This window comes from Marivirga tractuosa DSM 4126, from assembly GCF_000183425.1.
GTDB lineage: Bacteria > Bacteroidota > Bacteroidia > Cytophagales > Cyclobacteriaceae > Marivirga > Marivirga tractuosa.
Map to the genome: position 1 here is coordinate 380281 of NC_014759.1, position 22356 is coordinate 402636.

Annotated in this window: 17 protein-coding genes; 6 read left to right on the forward strand and 11 right to left on the reverse strand. The window is 33.9% G+C overall.

Features of this window, described 5'->3' with window-relative positions; all coding sequences use genetic code 11:
- Positions 1-77: 77 nt before the first annotated feature.
- From gyrB to FTRAC_RS01485, 4 genes are all read left to right on the forward strand, one after another.
- Positions 78-2039, forward strand: a complete 1962-nt coding sequence (gene gyrB / locus FTRAC_RS01470; protein ID WP_013452451.1) for a DNA topoisomerase (ATP-hydrolyzing) subunit B — start codon at positions 78-80, stop codon at positions 2037-2039.
- Between the two features lie 73 nt (positions 2040-2112).
- A complete protein-coding gene (locus FTRAC_RS01475) occupies positions 2113-3273 on the forward strand; it encodes a pyridoxal phosphate-dependent aminotransferase (protein WP_013452452.1) in 1161 nt (386 codons plus the stop codon).
- The gene (locus FTRAC_RS01480) at positions 3270-4130 is read left to right on the forward strand and encodes a prephenate dehydrogenase (RefSeq protein ID WP_013452453.1); all 861 of its coding nucleotides are present in this window, start codon (positions 3270-3272) and stop codon (positions 4128-4130) included. The genes FTRAC_RS01475 and FTRAC_RS01480 overlap by 4 nt, the downstream gene beginning before the upstream one ends.
- A 96-nt stretch (positions 4131-4226) precedes the next feature.
- Entirely contained in the window at positions 4227-4934 is a 708-nt protein-coding gene (locus FTRAC_RS01485; RefSeq protein WP_013452454.1) for a class I SAM-dependent methyltransferase, read from the forward strand.
- A 45-nt stretch (positions 4935-4979) separates the two neighbouring features.
- Here the strand turns inward: FTRAC_RS01485 and FTRAC_RS01490 are convergent, their stop codons facing one another.
- From FTRAC_RS01490 to FTRAC_RS01510, 5 genes are all read right to left on the reverse strand, one after another.
- The gene (locus FTRAC_RS01490) at positions 4980-5945 is read right to left on the reverse strand and encodes an alpha/beta hydrolase family protein (RefSeq protein ID WP_013452455.1); all 966 of its coding nucleotides are present in this window, start codon (positions 5943-5945) and stop codon (positions 4980-4982) included.
- An 11-nt stretch (positions 5946-5956) separates the two neighbouring features.
- Positions 5957-6328, reverse strand: coding sequence for a hypothetical protein (locus FTRAC_RS19745; protein ID WP_013452456.1), 372 nt, complete (start codon positions 6326-6328; stop codon positions 5957-5959).
- Positions 6328-6945 carry a GldL-related protein gene (locus FTRAC_RS01500; RefSeq protein ID WP_013452457.1) on the reverse strand — a complete coding sequence of 206 codons (618 nt, stop codon included), beginning with the start codon at positions 6943-6945 and terminating at the stop codon, positions 6328-6330. The genes FTRAC_RS19745 and FTRAC_RS01500 overlap by 1 nt, the downstream gene beginning before the upstream one ends.
- Positions 6942-7289, reverse strand: coding sequence for a PadR family transcriptional regulator (locus tag FTRAC_RS01505; protein WP_041649396.1), 348 nt, complete (start codon positions 7287-7289; stop codon positions 6942-6944). Before FTRAC_RS01505 ends, FTRAC_RS01500 begins: the two co-directional genes overlap by 4 nt.
- 310 nt (positions 7290-7599) lie before the next feature.
- Positions 7600-8787 carry an outer membrane beta-barrel protein gene (locus FTRAC_RS01510; RefSeq protein ID WP_013452459.1) on the reverse strand — a complete coding sequence of 396 codons (1188 nt, stop codon included), beginning with the start codon at positions 8785-8787 and terminating at the stop codon, positions 7600-7602.
- 485 nt (positions 8788-9272) lie between these two features.
- Between FTRAC_RS01510 and ppk1 the strand changes: the two genes are divergently transcribed.
- Both ppk1 and FTRAC_RS01520 read left to right on the forward strand, forming a co-directional pair.
- The gene (ppk1, locus tag FTRAC_RS01515) at positions 9273-11390 is read left to right on the forward strand and encodes a polyphosphate kinase 1 (RefSeq protein ID WP_013452461.1); all 2118 of its coding nucleotides are present in this window, start codon (positions 9273-9275) and stop codon (positions 11388-11390) included.
- Positions 11391-11433: 43 nt separating this feature from the next.
- Entirely contained in the window at positions 11434-13320 is a 1887-nt protein-coding gene (locus FTRAC_RS01520; protein WP_013452462.1) for a mucoidy inhibitor MuiA family protein, read from the forward strand.
- A 7-nt stretch (positions 13321-13327) separates the two neighbouring features.
- On the opposite strand, the gene FTRAC_RS01525 is transcribed toward FTRAC_RS01520, so the two are convergent.
- The 6 genes from FTRAC_RS01525 to FTRAC_RS01550 form a co-directional block, all read right to left on the reverse strand.
- Complete coding sequence (locus FTRAC_RS01525; protein ID WP_013452463.1) at positions 13328-13762, reverse strand: hypothetical protein; 435 nt, start codon at positions 13760-13762, stop codon at positions 13328-13330.
- Positions 13763-13894: 132 nt separating this feature from the next.
- Positions 13895-14485 (reverse strand): response regulator transcription factor, encoded by a 591-nt coding sequence (locus tag FTRAC_RS01530; protein WP_013452464.1) that lies wholly within the window; start codon positions 14483-14485, stop codon positions 13895-13897.
- 4 nt (positions 14486-14489) lie between these two features.
- On the reverse strand, positions 14490-17573 hold the full coding sequence (locus FTRAC_RS01535) for a two-component regulator propeller domain-containing protein (RefSeq protein WP_013452465.1): 3084 nt from the start codon (positions 17571-17573) through the stop codon (positions 14490-14492).
- A 349-nt stretch (positions 17574-17922) separates the two neighbouring features.
- The gene (gene yidC, locus FTRAC_RS01540; protein WP_013452466.1) at positions 17923-19776 is read right to left on the reverse strand and encodes a membrane protein insertase YidC; all 1854 of its coding nucleotides are present in this window, start codon (positions 19774-19776) and stop codon (positions 17923-17925) included.
- Between the two features lie 11 nt (positions 19777-19787).
- The gene (locus FTRAC_RS01545; RefSeq protein ID WP_013452467.1) at positions 19788-21422 is read right to left on the reverse strand and encodes a CTP synthase; all 1635 of its coding nucleotides are present in this window, start codon (positions 21420-21422) and stop codon (positions 19788-19790) included.
- Between the two features lie 172 nt (positions 21423-21594).
- A complete protein-coding gene (locus FTRAC_RS01550; protein ID WP_013452468.1) occupies positions 21595-22347 on the reverse strand; it encodes a hypothetical protein in 753 nt (250 codons plus the stop codon).
- Positions 22348-22356: the final 9 nt, after the last annotated feature.

Consider the following 22356-nt stretch of genomic DNA (forward strand, 5'->3'; position numbering starts at 1 on the left):
AGAAGAGTAAAAAACACATAAGAAAGCTATCAAAATCCATTAAAATAACCTATTTTTGACCTTTTGGTAAAAACACTATGAGTACAGAAAAAGATAATAAGAACAAAGATTATTCAGCGGGTAATATTACCGTTTTAGAAGGCTTAGAAGCAGTTAGGAAAAGACCAGCCATGTACATTGGTGATGTTGGGGTAAAAGGACTTCATCACATGATATGGGAAGTGGTGGATAACTCCATTGATGAAGCCATGGCAGGACATTGTACCACCATTACGGTAGAAATTAACGAAGATAATTCCGTTACGGTAATGGATGATGGTCGTGGTATCCCTGTAGATATTCACGAAAAGGAAGGACGCTCAGCATTGGAAGTGGTTATGACTGTTTTGCATGCAGGTGGTAAGTTCGATAAAGATTCTTATAAAGTTTCAGGTGGGTTGCATGGTGTAGGGGTTTCGTGTGTGAATGCCTTATCTACTATGTTAAAGGCTACTGTATATAGCCGTGATGGTAAAATTTACGAGCAGGAATATTCTGAAGGATTTCCAAAAGAGCCTGTAAAGCCAGTAGGGGAAACAGATGTTACCGGAACAAAAATCCAGTTTAAGCCAGATGCTTCCATTTTCATGGAAACAGAATTTAAATATGAAACTGTTGCCTCTCGATTAAGAGAACTGGCTTATTTAAATGCTGGAATTAAAATAAAATTACAAGATCATAGAGATAAAGATGAAAACGGAGATTCTAAAGAAGAAAATTTCTTTTCAGAAGGAGGTTTATTAGAGTTCGTTGAATATCTTGATGTAAGTCGTGAAAAATTGATTCCTCAGCCTATTTATATGGAAGGGGAAAAGAATGGTGTTCCTGTTCAAGTTGCATTAAATTACAATACTTCCTATAGTGAAAATGTAGTTTCATACGTGAATAATATTAATACTATCGAGGGAGGTACACATGTTTCTGGTTTCAGAAGAGCTTTAACCAGAACACTTAAGAGTTATGCTGATAAATCAGGACTTTTAGAAAAACAAAAAATAGAAATAACAGGAGATGATTTCCGTGAAGGATTAACTGCTATTATTTCTGTAAAAGTGGCTGAACCGCAGTTTGAAGGACAGACTAAGACTAAATTAGGGAATTCAGATGTAATGGGTGCAGTGGAAAGCTGTGTGTCTGAAACATTACAATACTTTTTGGAGGAAAATCCTAAAGCAGCAAAAACTATTGTACAGAAAGTGATCTTAGCAGCCCAAGCTAGAAATGCAGCTAAGAAGGCTCGAGAGATGGTGCAGAGAAAGAACGTGATGTCTGGCTCTGGATTACCTGGTAAATTGGCTGATTGCTCTGAAAAAGACCCATCTATTTGCGAATTGTATCTTGTTGAGGGAGATTCAGCAGGTGGTTCTGCAAAGCAAGGACGTGATCGAAATTTCCAAGCTATTCTACCTTTGAAAGGTAAAATTTTGAATGTAGAGAAAGCACAAGAACATAAGATCTACGACAATGATGAGATTAAGAATATTCTAACTGCATTAGGAGTTCGTTTTGGTACAGAAGATGATGAGAAAGCTCTAAATCTAGAAAAATTAAGGTACCATAAGATTGTGATCATGACCGATGCCGATGTGGATGGATCACACATTCGTACGCTTATTTTGACTTTGTTTTTCCGCTACATGCGTGAGTTGATTGATATGGGATATGTATACATTGCTCAGCCACCACTTTATTTAATTAAAAGAGGTAAAACAGAGCGCTACGTATTTACTGAAGATGAAAGAGTAGAAGTGGTAAAAGAAATTTCACCAGACGGTACAGAAGGTGCCGTTCATTTGCAACGATACAAAGGTTTGGGCGAAATGAACCCAGAACAATTATGGACTACTACTATGGATCCGCATACTAGAAAAATGAAACAAGTTTCAGTGGAATCAGCAGCCGAAGCAGATCATTTATTTAGCATGTTGATGGGAGATGAAGTTCCACCAAGAAGAGATTTTATAGAAAAGAATGCTAAATATGCTAAAATAGATATCTAAACATTATAGATAAATCATTATTATTAAAGCCTGAGCATGATGTTCAGGCTTTTTTGTTCTTAAAAAAATTAATATGATTAATATTGCTGACCGAATTAAATCTGTAGAAGAATATTATTTTAGTAAAAAGCTTCAAGAAGTGCGGAGTTTGGATAGTCATGACTTTCCAATCATAAATCTTGGAATAGGGAGCCCAGATTTAGCTCCACATGCATCGGTAATACAAGCACTAAATGATTCGGCAGCTCAAGATGATGTTCATGCTTATCAATCCTATAGAGGAACAGCTGAACTGAGAAAGGCAATAGCAGATTATTACACTCGATATTTCCATGTCGAACTCAATTCAGATAGAGAGATTTTACCTTTGGTTGGCTCCAAGGAAGGTATCATGCACATAACTCAAGCATTTGTGAATCCTGGTGAAAAGGTTTTGGTTCCTAATCCGGGATATCCAACCTATGCAGCTGTTTCAAATTTAGCCCAAGCAAAGATTGGGTATTATGATTTAAAAGAAGAAAATAATTGGCAGATTGATATCGAAGCGATTGAAAAAATGGAATTAGATCAGGTGAAATTATTTTGGCTAAATTCACCTCATATGCCGACAGGTGTTCAGTACTCTATTGCAGTACTTCAGAAACTAGTAGTATTAGCAAAGCAGCATGAGTTTTTAATAGTAAATGATAATCCTTATTCTATGATTTTGAATACAGATTATCAAAGTATTTTATCTATTGATGGGGCCTCTGAAGTCGCTATTGAACTTAACTCATTAAGCAAATCCCACAATATGGCGGGCTGGAGAATTGGATGGTGTGCAGGTAAACAAGAATTTGTTGATGCTATTCTAAAGGTGAAAAGCAATATGGATAGCGGAATGTTTAAACCAATGCAATTGGCTGCAACTGAGGCTTTGAATTTGGGTAATGATTGGTTTGAAAGTTTAAACAAAATATACCACAAGAGAAGAAAATTAGCTGAACAAATTCTTTTAAAACTAGGATGCTCCTTTAGTAATAATCAACAAGGATTATTTCTTTGGGCAAAATTACCAGCAGGACATACTTCTTCTGAAGAACTAGTGGATCAGTTGCTATATGGATATAAAGTTTTTCTCAGTCCTGGATTTATATTTGGAACGCAAGGACAGGGCTATATTAGAATATCTTTATGCGCCAATGAAAATCAGTTTAAAACTGCTTTAGATCGTCTTCAAAACTATCAATCATGAATAAAATTGTTAATAGTCTTACTGTTATTGGATTAGGGTTAATTGGAGGGAGTTTTGCTTTAGCCGTAAAGAATAAATTTCCTAACATTAGGATTTATGGAGTGGATCAAAATCCAGCCCATGCTTCAAAGGCACTTGAAATGAATATCATTGATGAAATCAAATTAACTAATGATAAAGAAATGCTAAAATCAGATGTCATCATTTTAGCCATTCCGGTTAGTGCCATTCAGATTGTACTATCCGATCTATTATCAACTATTTCTAATGAAACCGTAGTAATTGATACTGGATCAACCAAAGGCAGTATTTGTGAAAGTGTCTATCAACATCCTAAAAGAGCCCAATTTGTTGCTGCACATCCGATTGCTGGAACAGAATATTCAGGGCCGGAAGCAGCATTTCCTAAATTATTTGAGGGAAAGAAAAATATTATTTGTGAGTTTGAATTATGCAATGATCTTGCAAAGAAATGCGCTACTTGGTTATTTGAAACAGTTGGAATCAACAACATTTTCATGGATGCAGAAAACCATGATAAGCATTTGGCTTATGTATCTCATTTATCTCATATAAGCTCCTTTATGCTAGGCTTAACGGTTTTAAATATCGAAAAAGATGAAAAGAACATTCTCAATTTGGCCGGTAGTGGCTTTGCTAGCACCGTCCGTTTAGCCAAAAGTTCTCCTGAAATGTGGACACCTATATTTACTCAAAATAAAATTCACCTTAGTAATGCCTTAAAAGAATACATCTTACAATTAAAGGCTTTTGAACAAGAATTAAACTCAGGTAATTCGAAAGCATTAAGTGAATTAATGAAAAAGGCTAATGAAATAAAGAAGGTCTTGGATTAATTTAGAAGAATTACTTCCTCTAATGATTTAAACTTTCAAAACTAACAATAAGCGCTACATTGAGTTTAATAATTATGTTACTTTAAAAAGATCTCAATGAATTATTTATCTTCCATATCCCTAAGTTTTATTTTCGTTTTTTTAGCGTCAAACTGTTCTGCCCAAAAATCAGAATATTATTATAAATCAGGTGACCGATATGGAACGGGTAAATGGTATATGGGCCGAGAAATAGCACATGTAATGGGGTATCAGGGAATTAATTGGTTGGAAAGACCTGAAAGGGAGATAGAAGAAAACACATCCACACTACTGACGAATATGGATATACAATCAGATGATGTAATTGCTGATATTGGAGCAGGGTCTGGGTATCATGTTTTCAAAATGGCTCCTAAAGTTCAGGGTGGATTAGTGTATGCAGTAGATATTCAAGAAGAAATGCTTCAATCTATTCGTAAAAAGAAATCCGCAGAAGGAATTGAAAATATTGAATTGGTAAAGGGAACCGAAAAGAGTGTGAAATTACCGGAAAGCGCTATTGATATAGTACTGATGGTGGATGTTTATCATGAATTTAGTTTCCCTATTGAAATGTTGGAGTCGATCAAATCAGCCCTAAAACCCAATGGGAGAATTTATTTGATAGAGTATAGGGCTGAAGATGATAGTGTCCCCATTAAGCGACTTCATAAAATGAATGAAGCACAAGCTGTGAAAGAATTTGAGGCATCTGGCTTTAGGCTGCAAAAGAATATCGATAATCTTCCTTGGCAACATTGTATGGTGTTTATTCAAGAATAGAGTTGTTCTTTTATAGATATATGACTTTTGTACTGTTGAATTCTTTCAAAATTCTGGCGCTGGAGAAACTTCCTTGAAAAACTCTATTATCTTCTCTAAAACTATTTCTCTGTTATTTGTTAATCCGTGGCTATCGTTTTCAAAAATTTGCATATTAACCTTTCTATCATAGTACTTTAAACTATCAGCTAAAATGAGTGCCTGTGAATAATGAACATGGTCGTCAGTGTTGCTGTGCAAAATTAAGTACGGAATATCTGGCAATTCATTTACCCAATAATTAGCAGATCTTGCCTGAAGTACTTTTTTTGGCTTTTCATTATAGTCAGGGATTAACTCTTGGTAAACCCCTTCCATCTCAGGGTGATGTTGTAGAGTGATCTCTAGATCAGAAACACCACCTATAGCTGCTGAAGCTTTAATTTTATCACCCGTGTAATTCTTTAGGGTCAAATAATTCATCATGCCACCTCTGCTAATTCCCAATAAATTAATATTATTTGTGTCTGCCTTCCCAATTTCATGCAAATGAGAAATCAGATTGATATTGTCTCTAACATCGCTCCCGCCAAATTCTTCTTTGCCTTCACTTCCACTATTTCCTCTATAATTTGAAGCTACTACCACAAATCCTTCTGCCGCAAATGGACCCATTACCTCTACTGCAGTTGCCACTACTAGTCTCCCCAATTCTTGATGACCTCCTCTATTAAATACAATAACCGGATACTTCCCAGGCTTCTTAGGTTGAACCACGAAGCCGGATATCATCAAGCTGTCACTATTATAAGCCATGGATAATATCTCTATATCATTCAAATGAGTGAATAATTCAGGATGGTGTTCAATTTTTTTAGACACTGGGGTCTTCATATAGTCCACAGGCTTTAAAAGCACATTTTTCCCGTTGAAATTACCAAATGCGACTCTAGCATCATAATTTTCAACTTTTTTGCTGCAGCTACTAATGACAGCAGAAATAACTAGAATTAAATAAAATATATTTTTCAATGCTCTAAAGTTTAAATTTCCTCTAATGATTGTCTGTACATATTAAAAAATAAGAGAGGAAGGAATGCAAAAGCGAGCATGGAAAAGAATATGCCTAGTGTGAGGTTTGCATAGAAAGAATAACCAAATCTCAGCCAGCTAGAGATTACAAATATTGCCACAGCTGATTGACCAAAAATCCATTGAAATAGCAATCTGTTTTCAGTAAGTTCACGTTCTTGCCATTTGAAGAAAAAAATCAATGGCAAACATATCAGCCCAGAGACAGTTTCCCCTAAGTAAATTAAAATGTTGGCGAAGGGTAGCTTCAAAGATGAAAAGAACATTCCTGTCATAAATATGAAGCCGAATATCCAGGCTGATATATGTGCAATTTTTTTCATTAACTGACAGCTTGTTCTTGACTTGATTTGAACATTCTAAAAAATAGAAATGGTAAGAACAAAATGCCGAAAATGAACATTCCAATTCCTAAAAGTATCATAGCCCCAGGTAAATGAAGCACTTTGAAACTGCTGCCTACTAAGAGTAGCATTAGACTTAGTGTTCCAAAGATCCATTTTAACTTTTCAGACATCAGGTTGAAAACTTTATCCTTGAACTTATTAAATAGCAATAGGGGCAAGAAAATAAAGGAGAGTCCCATTAATCCTGAAAACAACATAATGTTTGCACCAGGGAAATGCATAATTTTAAAAAATGCACCCGCTGTGGTCGATAGGGCAAATAGATAGCCCGAAATGTAAGTGAACTGTTTCATGAGTATTATTTTTTTATGGTTTAATAAAAAGAAAGTTTCAAGTTGTATTTCCTCAAATCCATTGGGGGTAGTTTGTTGATAAGCGTAAGTATAGGCTTCTTCAAATGTATTTCCTCTCTGCATTTCAATTTCTACTAAACAGCAAAAATGATCAATCAGGTCGTCCTGAACTTCCTTTTGAGAAATCCCACTGTTTTTGATTTTTTGGCTGATAAATGAAAATTGCTCATCCGTAATCATAGCGCAGGAGAAGTTTTGTTATCCGTAAATACAATTTTATTCAACGTCTCTATGAAATCTTCTAATTCTTTTACTACCACCTTCTTTTCTCCTTGTCCTTTAGGAGTTAGGGTGTAGTATTTCCGTATTCTTTTACCAATTTTTACTTCTTCAGTGGTCAATATTCCATCTTTCAATAATTTATGGAGAGTAGGGTACAGGCTGCCATCTTTAATTAAAATTTTGCCATCCGAAATATCCTTTACCTTTTGGCAGATTTCATAGCCATACATTTTACCGTTTTCTTCTAAGAGTTTTAAAATGATAACTCCCAGCGTGCCTTTTAATAGTTCTTTTGAATACATAATACAAATATACATCAAATTACGATGTATCAAAATGAAATGTAGATTTTTTTTATTCAAATGTTTTTCCTTTGAGCTAATTAGTTTAATTTCTACTGTTTGAAATTACTTAAAGGTGGGCAGCAAAAAAACTGTAATATGATTTCCGTTTTTTTAAATGTCATCTTGATTATCTGAATCGAAATGGTGCTTTTCAGGAATGTATAAGCCAGCTAAGTTAATCCTATATTGAAATACTTCTGGTAGTCAACTATATGAAGAATAAAACTATTAATGGTTCTATGTTTTAAACGAGCGAATGATCCTGCCATTAGAATTTAATATAGAACCCTGCGTTAATATGTTGTTGATTTACAAATAAGTTCAATTCCTTATTTAGTTTAGAAAAACGAATATAACGTGTGTCAATTCCAATTTCTATTTCTTTTAACTCTAATCCAATTGATAAACCTAGGAGAATTCCAGGTTGAAAATTGTAAGGAATAAATGGCTGTTCTACCGATTCTTGTTCATATTGCCCTATTATTGTTGTTCTTTTAGTACTGTACTCGTCATTAATATTAAATTGAGTATTGGCACCAGCAAGTATACTTAAGAATAAACTATTTTGATTTAATCGATAGGAGAGATAAATAGGTGTACTTATCTGGATATAGTGGAAATTTGTCTCATATTCATTAACAGGACTTGAATTGGAATCTATTCTCGATCCACTATACCTAATTTGGCTAAGCAATAATTCGGTGTTGAAGCTCAGTGATTTAGAAAATTCTGGCACATTAAATGTTGCGAAGAGACTTATTGTTTGACTTTGACTGTTATATAGGTCATTGATGTCCGGATAATAACCGCCACTATTTTTTGTCAGTCTATTGAATTGCTGACCAATTCTCAAGCCCCAATTAACTTTGTCTAAGTTGTTCTGAATGTCTAAGTCGGTATAGTTAGTCTGATTTTTTATATTTAGCTGAATTACAAATTTTTTCAAATCTTTCTTTCTAAAATAGAGCTGATCGATTAACTCTTTGAGCTCTACATCATTTTTTGCTAAATAATATAGTCGTCCTTTCCAGATATCTTGGTTGGTGATATAAGTCTTTCCATTTCTGTCTACCAACTTTGAAGAATTTTTAATTTGATAGACTGTGTCTTTTGTGCTTATATAGTAAGTATTCTGTTTTTCATATAAAGATATAGTCCCTTTAATTACATTTTGAAGAAACACGCTATCAATCACATTTGAAGAAAATGATGCATCATTTTTATACCCGTAACCTTTAACATCTTTTGGTAAATAAGTAATGATATTTCCATCTTCTGAAAGTGTTTCACAAATTCGATATGAATTGATGCCAGAATAATAACGAACTTTTGTATAAGTAGTGTCTCCTTGCTTGTTAATGTAAAACCCATCTATAAAATTGGATTGTGCATTTAAATTAATTGAACCAATAAAACATATACTTGAAATTATTAATAGCCTGATAAAGTCATTCATAAAAACTAATTATAGATTTAATACATTATAAAATTAATCTTTTTATTATAGACAGTTATATTGATCTTCTGAGTTTACATCCTAATTGTCAGAGACCAGTTTAATCTCATTTGCAAATAATTATCAGGGCTTCGATCAGAAATTTTTAAAGTATTGAAGTCAGCTTTCTTCCAATTCAAATACATATCCTTCATTTTAAGACTGGATTTCTTTAAACGAATAGTATTTAGGAGTGAAATGTTGCCCGATTTTTTGTAAAATCAGCGCTTCATTTTGCCATTCATTTGTTGAAAACTTAATTTTCGTTTTCTTTTGTGCCTGAGTTTGGCAGATTAACAATAGATTAATGGAAATTAAGCTTACAATTAGGCGCATTTTCGTTTATTTGTTGTTTAAGGTTAAGTTCTAACTCCAAACTAAAATTTTCTTCTTTATCGAACAAATAAGCCAAAAGCTTTTTAAATTTAGAAATTGAATCATTATCCATGGCAATAGATAGAATAACATCATTAATTAATAAAAGTAATTTAGTCAGCCGAGATTTAAGCTGGTTGCAATTCAATTATAGAGTATTGGATTTGGCGCGTAAGCCCGATCGGAACATATTTGATAGGCTTAAATTTTTAGCTATTACAGCTTCTAATTTAGACGAGTTTTTCATGATCCGTGTAGGTTCACTCTATAATTATATTGATTATGGACGAGAGAGAATTGATTATTCTGGATTAAGAGAATTACCATTCAGGAAGAAATTATTAACAGAATGCCAGAATTTCGTAAAAGCACAAAACCAGTTGTTCGAGGATGAACTAGAGCCTCTTTTTGAAGAGAATAATTTTAAAATTGCTGAGTTGAGTGATTTGACTGCAAGCGAGCTTAAAAAGGCGAATAGTTTTTTTGATAAAATCATATTTCCTATGCTCACTCCTATGGTTTATGATAATTATCATACTTTCCCAATACTAATGAACAAATTACTTATTTTTTCAGTAGTTACCCGGTCTTTTGGGGAGAAGAAGGATAATAAAAAGCTTTCATTTATTCAGATTCCACAGAATATCCAACGATTTTATGAGGTAGAGCGTGATGATAAAATGCTGTTTATTCCTATTGAAGAGATAGTTAAAGCGAACATTGAGAAGTTATTTAGAAATATAGAGATTTTATCAGTCAATTTATTTAGGATCACAAGAAATGGAGATTTTACGCTAGAGGAGAGTGATGACATTGAGGCGAATTTCCTTGAAGAAATGCGTAAAAAACTCAAAACTCGAAAAACGGGTAGGGTTGTGCGTATTGAAATCGATAAGGATTATGACAAATGGATGATGAAAATCCTTTGCGACCGATGGGAAATAGACAAAGACAATATCTTCAAATTCAAGAAAGGAGATTTGGTGGATTATAGTGCCTTGTGGCAGATCATTAAACATACAGAGTTTAAAGATAAAATACCTACAACACCTGATCCGGTTCCACCTTTAGCATTTCCAGAGCATAAATCTGATTCTGATAATATTTTTGAGATATTGAAGGACAGAGATATATTATTGCATCATCCATACAATAATATTGAACCAGTAATTGATATGCTCGAAAAGGCAGCGGAAGATCCGAAAGTCTTGTCCATTAAGCTAACAATCTATCGCTTGGCAGAAGACTCAAGAATTACAAATGCTTTATTGAAAGCAGCAGAGAATGGAATTCATGTTTCTGTGCTTTTTGAAGTGAAAGCTCGCTTTGATGAAGAGAACAACATAAGAGAAGCGAAAAGACTGCAAAAAGCAGGTTGCTTTGTGATATATGGTATAAGTCGTTATAAAACACATACCAAGCTACTGATGATTGTTCGCAAGGAAAAAGAAAAAGTGACGCGCTATTTACATATGGCCAGTGGTAATTATAATGAAGAAACTGCGAGGTTATATACAGACATTGGACTGATGACTACTGATGAAATTTATGCTCAAGATATTTCCGAGTTCTTTAACGTAATTACTGGTCATAGTTTACCACATGAATATGAGCGATTAATCACAGCTCCTAAAGATATGCGAACCCGCTTAATTCATTTGATACAGCAAGAAGCTGAAAATGCCAAAGCAGGTTTACCTTCTGGTATTTGCATCAAAATCAATTCTTTGGAAGATAAAGAAACTATTGAAGAATTATATGCAGCCTCTCAAGCAGGGGTAAGGATTAAGTTGATCGTTAGGGGAATTTGTTGTTTAAGACCAGGTAGAAAAGGCTTGAGCGAAAATATTTCGGTTCGGTCTATTGTCGGAAATTATTTGGAGCATTCAAGAATTTACTATTTCCATAATAATGGTGAGCCAAAAGTATACGGAGGAAGTGCAGACATGATGGTTCGTTCATTTGAGAGAAGATTGGAGTCTTTATTCTTAATAGTAGATGAAACTTTGAAAAGGCAAGTCATGAATATCCTAAGATATAATTTATGGGATAATGTAAACTCTTATGAAATGAATGAGGAGAGCTTTTATAAAGAGCTGGAAAGAAATGGTGAGCCTGCCTTTAATATTCATGAAGAATTCTTCAAAGTTACACCTGAGTTAATAGAGGATGTAAAATTGTTTGAATAAGCTCCCTTTAATTTTATTTCTACCATTTATTAATGAACATACTATGAAACCTTCTCTTTTACTTTTTATATTTATTTTAGTTTCTAATCCAATCTATGCTCAAACTGGAGACAGTGAAAAAATTTTAAAAACAGAGACGAAAGAAGTTACAGTTTATCTACAGGGAGCTCAAATTTTTAGGGCTGGAGAAATTAATTTGAGGAAAGGAGAACATACTGTTGTTTTAAAATCTCTTTCAGCACTCTTAGATCCAAACAGCATAAATGTTAAAGGAACTGGTGATATAAAAATTCTGTCAGTTCAGCATCAATTTGATTATTTGGAAAAAGAAAAAAATACAAAAAGAGTTGACAGCATCCAGTCAATTATTGAGAATGTAGAATCAGAACTTAGAAGAAAAACTAATAGAATTGAGGTTTTAAATGAGAAGGAGATTCTTATTTCAGCCAATAAAAATCTTGGAAGTGAAAATGTGACTTCCAATCAATTGCTTCAAATGTTAAGTCTTTATGAGAAAGAATTAACTGCTATTAAAACTGAGCAATCCGAAATTAATCTTGAAATAAAGAATTTAAAATCAAGATTAAGCAGTTTAAACAGCCAATTAATAATAACAAAAGGAAATAAAAACGAAAAAAAGAGTAATATATTAATTAAGCTAGAAGCGCTTGATACTGCCAATTCATCATTTGAAATTAGCTATTTTGTGAATGGAGCAGGTTGGTTTCCTAAATACAGATTAAATGTAATTGATATTACTAAACCTATTAATTTAGAATATCAAGCGGAGATTTTCCAGCAAACAGGAGAAGATTGGAATAATGTGAAATTAAGATTTTCTAATGGTGAGCCAAATCAAAATAAACAAGCACCAGAATTAGAAACCTGGTTTTTAGATTATGCTCGATATACCAATTTTCAAGATAATATTTTATCTAATTTAAGAGTCAGCAATAATTCAGTAAAGGGGACTGTAATGGATGCAGAAACGGGCGAAGGAATACCAGGAGTTAATGTGCTTGTTACTGGAACTTCTATTGGAACCAATACTGATATTCAAGGAAACTATTCGATAACAATGCCTAAAGGATCAAATCAACTTAGGTTTAGTTATATCGGAATGAAGACAAAAACAGTAAATGTAAATTCTTCAGTCTTGAATGTTAGTTTGAGTTCGGATGTTCAGCAATTGTCTGAGGTTGTTGTAACAGGTTATGCTTCAGAGAGAAGTAGGTCTAGCAACAAAGTAAAAATAAGAGGTGCAAGTTCAATAAATGCTGATCAATCAGCAAAAAGAATGACCGCTAGCACCATCAAAAGACAAACCAATGTAGAATTTGAAGTGGATGAGCCATACACCATTAAATCAGGGAGTCCTCCGACCTATATTGATTTAAAAAAATATGAAATGGAAGCAGATTATCGATATGTTGCAATCCCTAAATTGGATAAAAATGCCTATTTGGTTGCTGGAATTGCAAATTGGGATCAATATAATTTGATGGAGGGTGAGGCAAAATTGTTCTTTGAAGGATCATTTGTAGGTACATCCATTTTAAATGCTAATGCGACTATTGATACTTTAAAGATTTCGTTGGGAAATGATAAAAGCATTGTAATAGAGCGAAATAAGATTGATGATTATAATGAAAGTAGTTTTATAGGCTTCAATAGAAATAAGAAATTAGGGTTTGATATTGAAGTGAGGAACACTAAATCTCAAAAAGTAGACTTAACTTTATATGATCAAGTTCCAGTTTCACTTAGAGATGACATAGAAGTATCAGTAGAAAAATTATCTAAAGCTAACTACAATGAAAAAACAGGCGAGTTAAGATGGGATATGGAGATAGAAAGTAATAAAACTGAAAACAGGATGTTTTTTTATGATGTAAAATACCCTAAAGATGAATCGATTGTTTTAGAATAGTCTTGACTTATTTGATAGCATCATCCAAAAACCATTTTAAAGCCTTTTTATGATCTCTAAATACTTTGGTTACAAAAGGTGCCTTCTCATCATCGGTATTGTATTCATCCACTTTATTTGCAGCTATTAAAGTGATCGGAGACAATACTGCCTGATGGGTGAATCCTAGCTTCTCATATTGAGGATTAATTTCAGTGTCAAGCCATGTTATTTCTTCTTGTCTGATCATCTCCAATTCAGTAACATCAGCAAATAAGAGGAATTTATCCTGACCGGTAATTTTATGCTTTTTAATTTCTTTTGCATAAATGTCTAAAGAAACATTTATTAATTCCCTGAAAACGACCGGGTTCAGTATTCCTCTCCATACTTCCTTTATATAGGGAATATTATTGATCTCTTCAACAGTAATCCTTAATTTTGGGTGAGTGTATAATCTCATATGGACCTGATTAATGACAACATTTCATGCAATAAGTTAAAGAAATATTTTTAAGAATGGTACTATTCAAGTATTTCTTTACTTGTGTTTAAGTAAAGTTATTGATATTCAGTGTTTTATAAGTAAGTCAATTTACTGATAATATTGATGTATTAGTTCGGTTGAACTCTTACATCCTGATTTTTTTAGAATATTACTCCTGTGTTTTGATACAGTTTGCGGACTGATGAATAGTATTTCTGCTATTTCAGAACTTGATTTACCTGCAGCCAATAGTTTGATAATCTCAATTTCTCTAGATGTAAAATTAGATAAAAAATCTGTATTTATTTCTTTGAAATCATATTCGTAAAATTTGTTAATGGCCACATTAATTGCAACCTCTAAGCTTCTTTCATTGTAGGGTTTTACCAAATAACCGTATGTAGAAGAATCTGATATTCTTTTTATGAGTTCGTGATCCGAATAAGCAGACAGATAGATGACAGGCGTCTTTTTGATTTTATTTAATTCAAATACCGTTTCAATACCATCTTTATCGCCTTCAATATTGATGTCACAGAGAATGAGATGCACATCATTTGTATTAAATAGGAACATTGCTCGTTCGTAATTTTTTGCAATGCCAATACAATTAAATCCTAAATCTTCCAATAAATAGGAGAGGTCCTGAGCTATTAATAATTCGTCTTCAATTATCAATATGTTTTTATATTCTTCCATTGAACTAATCTGTTTCTTTGCTTACAAACTCTAGCTTGAAATGTGGCCCATTTTTGCATCCTACACTTAATTCGCCATTTATTTGCTCTACTAGAGATTTAATCATGCTGATGCCAAATGAACTGCTTTTTTCAAATTGCTCCATACTGATCCCTTTACCATTATCCTGTAAAGAGATAGAGATTTTTCCATCCTGCTTTTTGGCTTTCAAGTCTATTACTAATTTATCTTTTCCACTGTGTTTTAAGGAATTAGTCACTAGTTCATTTAGAATTAATCCTAAAGGCACAGCTTGATCCAAATTTAATTTGAAGTCATCTGTGTCTAACTTGAAATCTACATCGGAATAATTACTTTTAAACGCAATAGACAGGTAGTCCACCAACTCTCTTATATAATCCTTGCAATTTACCTCAGTATATTTCTCTGTCATATAGAGTTTCTGATGCAATAGAGAGAGTGCTTGCATTCTCAATTTGCCTTCGGTTAGTGCCATTTTTGCGTCTTGGTTTTGAGTGCTCCGGCTATGCAGGTTCAATATACTTGAGATCAGCTGTAGATTGTTTTTTATTCTGTGATTTAACTCTCTTAATAAAAGTTCAATTCGGTTGTTTCTAGATTGTAACACTTCGTTTTGACTTTCAATTTCTTCTTTCTGCGCTAGGACTTCACCAGTTCGATCTTTAACTTTTTTCTCTAACAACTTATTATTCTTTTTAATGGTATTGAATCTTCCGTATATGATTAGACCAACTAAAGAGATGATGCTTATACTTAGTAATGACCTAAATAGGAGAGACTCATACCAAAAAGGCATTACTTCAATATTTAAGCCGACCTGTGCTTTGGACCAAACTTTTTCATCATTACTTGCTTTAATATGTAGTTTGTAATTTCCTGGCGTCAGTTTACTAAAACTTACCGAACGATCTTTGGTTGGCGCTCTCCAATCTTTATCCCAGCCTTCTAAAAACACTGAATATTCATTTTTATGACCATTTATTAGATTTAGGGCATCGAAGGTTATGCTAACTAAATAGTCTGATTGCTTTAGTTTTATGTAGTCGGTCCTTGCAAACCCTTTTTTCAAGACGTCTGGCCTGTTTTGTGGGCTGGCTACTTCATTATTAATTATCAACTTCTCTAGTTGAATTTGTGGTGTGGCGGAATTGAAAACAATTTGATCAGAATTGACAATGACAAGTTCAGTTGATGTGCCAAAAATTAATCCCAGAGAATCATCTTTGTAAGCCGATCCGAAGACAAAATACTCGTCAAGTAATCCATCACTTTGGTCAAAATTTGATATTTTTCCATTTTGTTGAATTCTGGCTAAACCAGAAGCCGTAGCTACCCATAAATCACCATTATCATCTTCTAAAGCACTGCTGATTACGTTTGAAGGTAGACCATCTTCTTTAAAATATCTTTTGAATTCTTCATTTTCAAAATCAAAATAGCATAACCCTAGTTCAGTACTAATCCATAATCCACCGTTTTGACTTTCCGAGATATGATTAATATTACCATTGCTCAAAGTATTTTTCTTCTCACTTGGAGCATATTTCGTGAAGTTGTTAGTTTTCTCATTTAGGACATGTAATCCCCCTGCTGTTCCAACCCATAGCCTTTCTTTGCTGTCTTCAAATATGTATTTCACGTGTTCATCTCCACTATTTTCCAGTTTGCTGAGGTCGCTTACTGGGAATTGCTGGATTTGATTAGTTGCTGGATAGTATTGGAATAATCCTTTATCACGATTACCCAACCATACACGACCTTTGCTGTCCCCAAAAGCAATTAAATTAAAGGTTATATTGCTAAACTTAGAGTTGTCTTGCAGGGTACTTAGTTTCCTTTTCTGATGATCCCATAAATACGCAAACTTACCCCAAACCGAAATCAGATATTGACCATTTCCTGTGCGTGTAATGCTACTAAGACGATTGATATCTAGATTTTCAGGATCAGGAATTTTATAAAGCTGTCTTTTATTGGTTTTATGATTCCAAACTACCAAGCCTGAATAAGTGGTAATAAGGATTTCCTCTTCGTTATGTCGAATGAAGCTTGTGTATCGATTTAAGTATTTTTCAATTCCTTCGTCTAGAAAATTCTCCGTTCTAAACTTGTTAAATGAAGGATGACTATAATATATACCAGCATTATTTACTCCTGCCCATAGCCCTCCATTTCTATCTTTAAAAACATTGTATATGTTGCGACCACCAATATCGTCTGTGTTCTTTTGAACCGCATTAATTTTGCTAAATCGCTTTTCTTTGATATTGTAGCTATTAATGCCATTCATGGTTGCCAACCACAATCTATTGGTATCTAAAGGGTCTGGTTTTATACTGAAAATGACTGTACTACTTGGTCCTTTATTCTCAACATTCGATGGAATCAATTTTACTTTGTCATTTTTTAAATTCATGATATGGAGGCCTCTCCCGGTGGCAATCATTATTTCATTTCTTTTGAGTTCAAATATGTCATATACATAATTGTAGTTTAGCCTGTAGCCTTCAGGTAAACTAGTATCGATCACCTTGAAAGTATTAGTGGATAAGTCAAGAATATTGAGCCCACCTGCAGTAGCAACAAAGAGCTTTTTTTCATCTTCAGACAGCTTGAGATCACGAATAACCATGCTTGAAAGGCCATCAGCTAAGGAAAACCTCTCAAATTCCCCTGTTTTGACATCGAGCCGGACTAATCCTTTATTGGTACCAACCCATATATTACCATTTCCATCTTCTTCCAAACCTCTGACTTGGTCGTTGCTTATGGACTTAGGATCATCTTTATCATATCTATAATTAGTGAATAAATTTTTTACTGGATCGTATTTTGAAAGACCTCCGCCATAGGTTCCAGCCCAAATATTCCCTTCTTTATCTTCTAAAATTCGCCAAATAAAATCATAGGCAAGGGAATTACTGTCGTTTGATATGTGATAAAAGTGCTTGAATTGGCTTCCACTATAACGCCACAGTCCGTTTTGCCCAGCTATCCATATAAAACCTTTTTGATCCTGTATTATATGGAAGGGGAAGGGTTGATCTAGTCCAGTAGCTTTATCCATATGCCGAAATTCTATCGTTTCTGGCTGCGAATGGAGTGGTAAACTGAGAGCGACAAACAAAAGAATAAAAGTATAGAAAAGCTTCATAAAATTGTTCTGAATAGGTAGATCATGACGTTATTGTTTCAATTAACAATATTTTGAATAATTAAATTATAAAACAATACCTATAAAGCTGTATTTTTTATCAAAAATTCAAAACATCATGGTTACAAACTAGAATCCCCCCAACTTTCAGTGTTGAAATTGCTGTTTAATAAGATTACAAAAATTTCTTAAAAATAGGCGATAAAAAAAGGTGAGTCGTTGCTGACTCACCTTTAGATTAATATTTACGTTGAAAGAAGTGTTATTTTTTCTTCTTTTTATTTTTATCTTTTTCCTTTTTTGCTTCCTCACTTGCTTTCATTGCTTCCTGCAATCGTTGCTGAAATTTAGAAGTCTTTTTGTTTACATTTTTCTTCTTATTCTCTTCTAATATTTGTTTGATTTTATCTTCATCAATCATTCTTCTGATTAAAGTTTGCTGACCGAAGGTAATTAAGTTGGCAATCAAATAATAGAAACTCAAGGCTGCTGGGAAACTATTCAATACAAACATGAAAATCACGGGCATGAAATATTGAATGTTTTTCATCGGTCCTTGAACCGAACTTACTTGACCTTGTGACCAAGTAATCAATAAAGTAGACAAGGTCATTAAGATCGTAAACAAACTCACGTGATCACCATAAAATGGAATTTCAAATGGTAAGCTTAATACACTATCATAAGTGGATAAATCAGTTGCCCAAAGAAATGATTCTTGCCGTAGCTCAATTGAACTTGGGAAGAAGTAGAACATGGCAAATAGAATCGGCATTTGAAGCAGCAATGGTATACAACCGGAGAGCGGGTTTACACCTACTTTACGATAGAGATCCATCTGATCTGCCTGCGCTTTTTGCATATCCCCACCATGCTTTTCCTTAATTTCGTCCAATTGTGGCTTTAAAACTTTGGTTTTAGCCATCGATACATAAGACTTATATGACAGAGGGGAGAGTGCTAATTTTATTAATAATACCAGAATGATGATGATCCAGCCATAACTGCTGATGTATTTCTCCAATATGTAAAATACATTGATAATCACATATTTATTTACCAAGCTAATTGGGAACCACCCTAAGTAAACATTTTCCTCAAAATCAGGAGCAACTTTTTGAAGTGTCTTGTAATTGTTGGGGCCAAAGTAATATTTGAATTCACCAGCTCTATTACTTACTTCAGATAAAGGAATTTCAACTTTGGCTTTACCTCTTTTTACATATTCATCAGATAAGTCCTCAATGTCAGTAGCAAACTCAGCTCTTTTCATAGGAATATCCGTAATTAAGGCTTCCATAAAGAAGTTTTGCTTAAATGAGAACCATTTCACGGGTTCTGCTACTTCTTCACTGTCATCGTCAGAACGTTCACTTAAACCATCCATTCCTTCCTCGGTAGAATAGTAGTTCATCGTAACTTTGGTTCTACTTTGTTCGAGATCCTTTTCGAACTTCCGCATTTTTTTATTCCAACGAAGCGTCAACTGGTCACCTAGAATTTCATTAGTGAAGCCATTGAAAGCCAACGAATAACCTACTTGATATTGATTTCCTGATAAGGTATAAATTTGTTCTATACTTTTATTGGGAGCAACTTGAGCAACAAACTTAATTTGAATAGTGTCTCCATTAGAAAGGTTTCGTTTAGGAGAACCTTGCATTTCGAAATATAAATCATACAAATTGACTTCACCTGCTGCTGTATTAAATAAAAGCTCCTTTTCCTCATCTTCTTCATTAGTGATGATAAGCGGTTGTCCATCAAAAGTTTTGAAGTCTTTTAATTCCACACTTTTTACTTTTCCACCTTTCGAATTAAATTGAATGGCTATAGTTTCAGTGTTGAAGGTAGAAATTTGAGATTCTCCTTTAGCAACACCTGCAAAAGCTCCAAATTGATTGACTAGCGATCGATTTAGGCTAGAGTCGCTTTCAATTACAGCTGCAGCTTGATTAGTGTTGGATGCTGTGGTTTCCTTTTGTTGTTGGTCGTTTTGTTCTACCTGATTACTTTCAATGTTTTCAGGTTGCTGCGGTGCATCCGCAAAAAACCAGAAATAAGCAATCATTAAAATAGAAATCAGGATAAGTCCTGTCGCTTGATTTTTGTCCATCTAAATTGTAATTAATTCGATTCTGATAATATTTTATGTTCTAAACTTGCTTTTACAAATCGCACAAACAAAGGATGTGGATTTAAAACAGTACTCTTTAGCTCTGGGTGAAATTGAGTACCCACAAACCAAGGATGCTCAGGGATTTCTACTATTTCAACTAATCCTGTTTTCGGATTAATTCCTGTAGCTTTCATGCCAGCAGCTTCAATATCTTGCAAATATCTGTTATTAAATTCGTATCTATGCCTATGACGCTCATTAATTTTTGTTTTTCCGTATGCTTGGTAAGATTTTGTATTCTTTTTGAGGTCACAAGCATATGATCCCAAGCGCATTGTACCGCCTTTTTGGGTAATGCTTTTTTGTTCCTCCATTAAATCAATAATTGGATTCTTTGTTTTAACTTCCATCTCTGTTGATGAAGCATCTTTTAATCCTAAGACATTCCTTGCGAATTCAACCACTGCACATTGCATTCCTAAACAAATTCCAAAGAAAGGTAATTTTTCTTCACGGCAATACTTAATGGTTTCTATTTTCCCTTCAATCCCTCTTTCTCCAAAACCAGGTGCAACCAATACTCCATGTACATTATCTAGCAATGACTTTACATTTTCAGCATTTACCTCTTCAGAATGAATCCATTTTACGTTTACCTTGGTTTCATTTTCAGCTCCAGCGTGAATGAACGCTTCTGTTATGGATTTATAGGCATCAGGTAACTCAATGTATTTGCCGACTAAAGCAATGTTGATATCTGAAATCGGGTTCTTTAACTTTCCTAAGAAGTTCTTCCATTGCGTAAGTTCAGGCTCTACTTTATGAGAAAGCTTTAACTTAGCTAAAACCCTTTCATCCAGCTTTTCTTTTCTCATCAATAGTGGTACATCATAAATAGAATCTGCATCCATGGCTTCTATTACAGAATTGATGTTCACATTACAGAAAAGGGCAAGTTTCTTTCTAATTTCTTGAGGTAATTTGTGTTCAGTTCTGCAAACCAATATATCAGGCTGAATACCAGACTCCAATAATTGCTTGACAGCATGTTGAGTGGGCTTTGTTTTTAATTCACCAGCAGCTCTGAGATAGGGGATAAGAGTCAAATTGATGACAAGGAAATTGTTAGTGCCAACATCCCATTTTACTTGTCTAACGGCTTCAATAAAAGGAAGTGATTCAATATCACCAACACAACCTCCAATTTCTGTTATGACAATGTCATATTCATTCTTATCGGCAACAGCGTAAATATTTCGTTTGATTTCATCGGTGATATGAGGAATTACTTGGACTGTTTTACCTAAATAGGCACCTTCTCGTTCTTTTGTAATTACATTGTAATAAATTCTACCTGTAGTAACATTGTTTTCCTGAGATGTATTGATGTTCAGAAATCTTTCATAATGTCCTAAATCCAAATCTGTTTCTGCACCATCTTCCGTCACAAAACATTCTCCGTGTTCATAAGGATTAAGGGTTCCGGGATCAACATTAATGTAGGGATCCAATTTTTGGATTGTAACCGAGAAACCACGCGCTTGCAATAGTTTTGCCAAAGAAGCTGCTATTATTCCTTTTCCTAAGGAAGAGGTTACACCACCAGTAACAAAGATGAATTTAGTATTTTTTTGAGATGCCATAAGTTTCTTTTGAAATGCCTGCTATACTTATGGGATACAAAGGTAGTATAAGCATTTTAAAATCTTCATCTATTTAGGATATTAATGTTAAATTTTCTACTCCTTTTTTGGAATGCTTTCACTATTAGAAGATTAGTGATGAAATAAATTTAGATTGTGATAATGTATTTTATCAATTCATATTTTCTAATATTTTAAATTCATCCTTTTCGGGATATTCCGATAAGTAAGCCCAAGTTTTTAATTCTGAAACTTCAATGGTAAAAAGGCCTTCGTGTTTTTGCGCAATTTTAGCACCTCCCGATGTTGTATGCCAGTTTTCCCAGCTAAATTCAACTCCTCCAACAGGAATAATTTGTACCCACATTTTCACAGATTCTGGCATTCCTGTTTTTTTATCAATCTGCCACAAGTATGAATCGCCTGGGGTAACTCCACCGCTTTTGTATGTGATAAGAAGTCCTTCCAGGTTTTCAGCACCAATCTGCACAAATCTTCTTTCTGTTCCTGCATCTCTAATTTTAGTTATTGGATTTAACCAAAAGGAATCATTTGCCCATATTTCATAAGCATCATTCAGCAGTTTGTTAAGAACTTCATCCCTTTCTACTTGTTTTCCTTTTGCAAAAGCAGCACCTGATTTTGAATCTAATTTGATGAAGACATCATAATTATCCCATGAAACTTTTGCCCAGTGTCTTTCTTTATCCCAAACTAGATTGCGTCCACCTCCAAGATTCCATTTTACAACTGCTATTTCCTTCCAGGCAGAATCATTTACTGCTTCAAGCAATTTATCTGCAAGCTGTTCAGCTTTCGTGCCCTTCTTACCTTGAGGTAAATCTTCGTCTATTATAAAATATCCTACTAACCCTATTAACCCAAGAATGATTAATACAATTACTATCCACTTTAAAACTTTCATTTAGTTAAC

Excerpts from the sequence above, each read along its gene's own strand:
- FTRAC_RS01510 (WP_013452459.1), bottom strand. The coding sequence starts at position 8,787 with ATGAATGACTTTATCAGGCTATTAATAATTTCAAGTATATGTTTTATT.
- FTRAC_RS01480 (WP_013452453.1), top strand. The coding sequence starts at position 3,270 with ATGAATAAAATTGTTAATAGTCTTACTGTTATTGGATTAGGGTTAATT.
- FTRAC_RS01545 (WP_013452467.1), bottom strand. The coding sequence starts at position 21,422 with ATGGCATCTCAAAAAAATACTAAATTCATCTTTGTTACTGGTGGTGTA.
- ppk1 (WP_013452461.1), top strand. The coding sequence starts at position 9,273 with ATGGCAATAGATAGAATAACATCATTAATTAATAAAAGTAATTTAGTC.
- FTRAC_RS01505 (WP_041649396.1), bottom strand. The coding sequence starts at position 7,289 with ATGTATTCAAAAGAACTATTAAAAGGCACGCTGGGAGTTATCATTTTA.
- yidC (WP_013452466.1), bottom strand. The coding sequence starts at position 19,776 with ATGGACAAAAATCAAGCGACAGGACTTATCCTGATTTCTATTTTAATG.
- FTRAC_RS01500 (WP_013452457.1), bottom strand. The coding sequence starts at position 6,945 with ATGATTACGGATGAGCAATTTTCATTTATCAGCCAAAAAATCAAAAAC.
- FTRAC_RS01520 (WP_013452462.1), top strand. The coding sequence starts at position 11,434 with ATGAAACCTTCTCTTTTACTTTTTATATTTATTTTAGTTTCTAATCCA.
- FTRAC_RS01530 (WP_013452464.1), bottom strand. The coding sequence starts at position 14,485 with ATGGAAGAATATAAAAACATATTGATAATTGAAGACGAATTATTAATA.
- FTRAC_RS01485 (WP_013452454.1), top strand. The coding sequence starts at position 4,227 with ATGAATTATTTATCTTCCATATCCCTAAGTTTTATTTTCGTTTTTTTA.
- FTRAC_RS19745 (WP_013452456.1), bottom strand. The coding sequence starts at position 6,328 with ATGAAAAAAATTGCACATATATCAGCCTGGATATTCGGCTTCATATTT.
- FTRAC_RS01550 (WP_013452468.1), bottom strand. The coding sequence starts at position 22,347 with ATGAAAGTTTTAAAGTGGATAGTAATTGTATTAATCATTCTTGGGTTA.
- gyrB (WP_013452451.1), top strand. The coding sequence starts at position 78 with ATGAGTACAGAAAAAGATAATAAGAACAAAGATTATTCAGCGGGTAAT.
- FTRAC_RS01475 (WP_013452452.1), top strand. The coding sequence starts at position 2,113 with ATGATTAATATTGCTGACCGAATTAAATCTGTAGAAGAATATTATTTT.
- FTRAC_RS01535 (WP_013452465.1), bottom strand. The coding sequence starts at position 17,573 with ATGGATAAAGCTACTGGACTAGATCAACCCTTCCCCTTCCATATAATA.
- FTRAC_RS01525 (WP_013452463.1), bottom strand. The coding sequence starts at position 13,762 with ATGAGATTATACACTCACCCAAAATTAAGGATTACTGTTGAAGAGATC.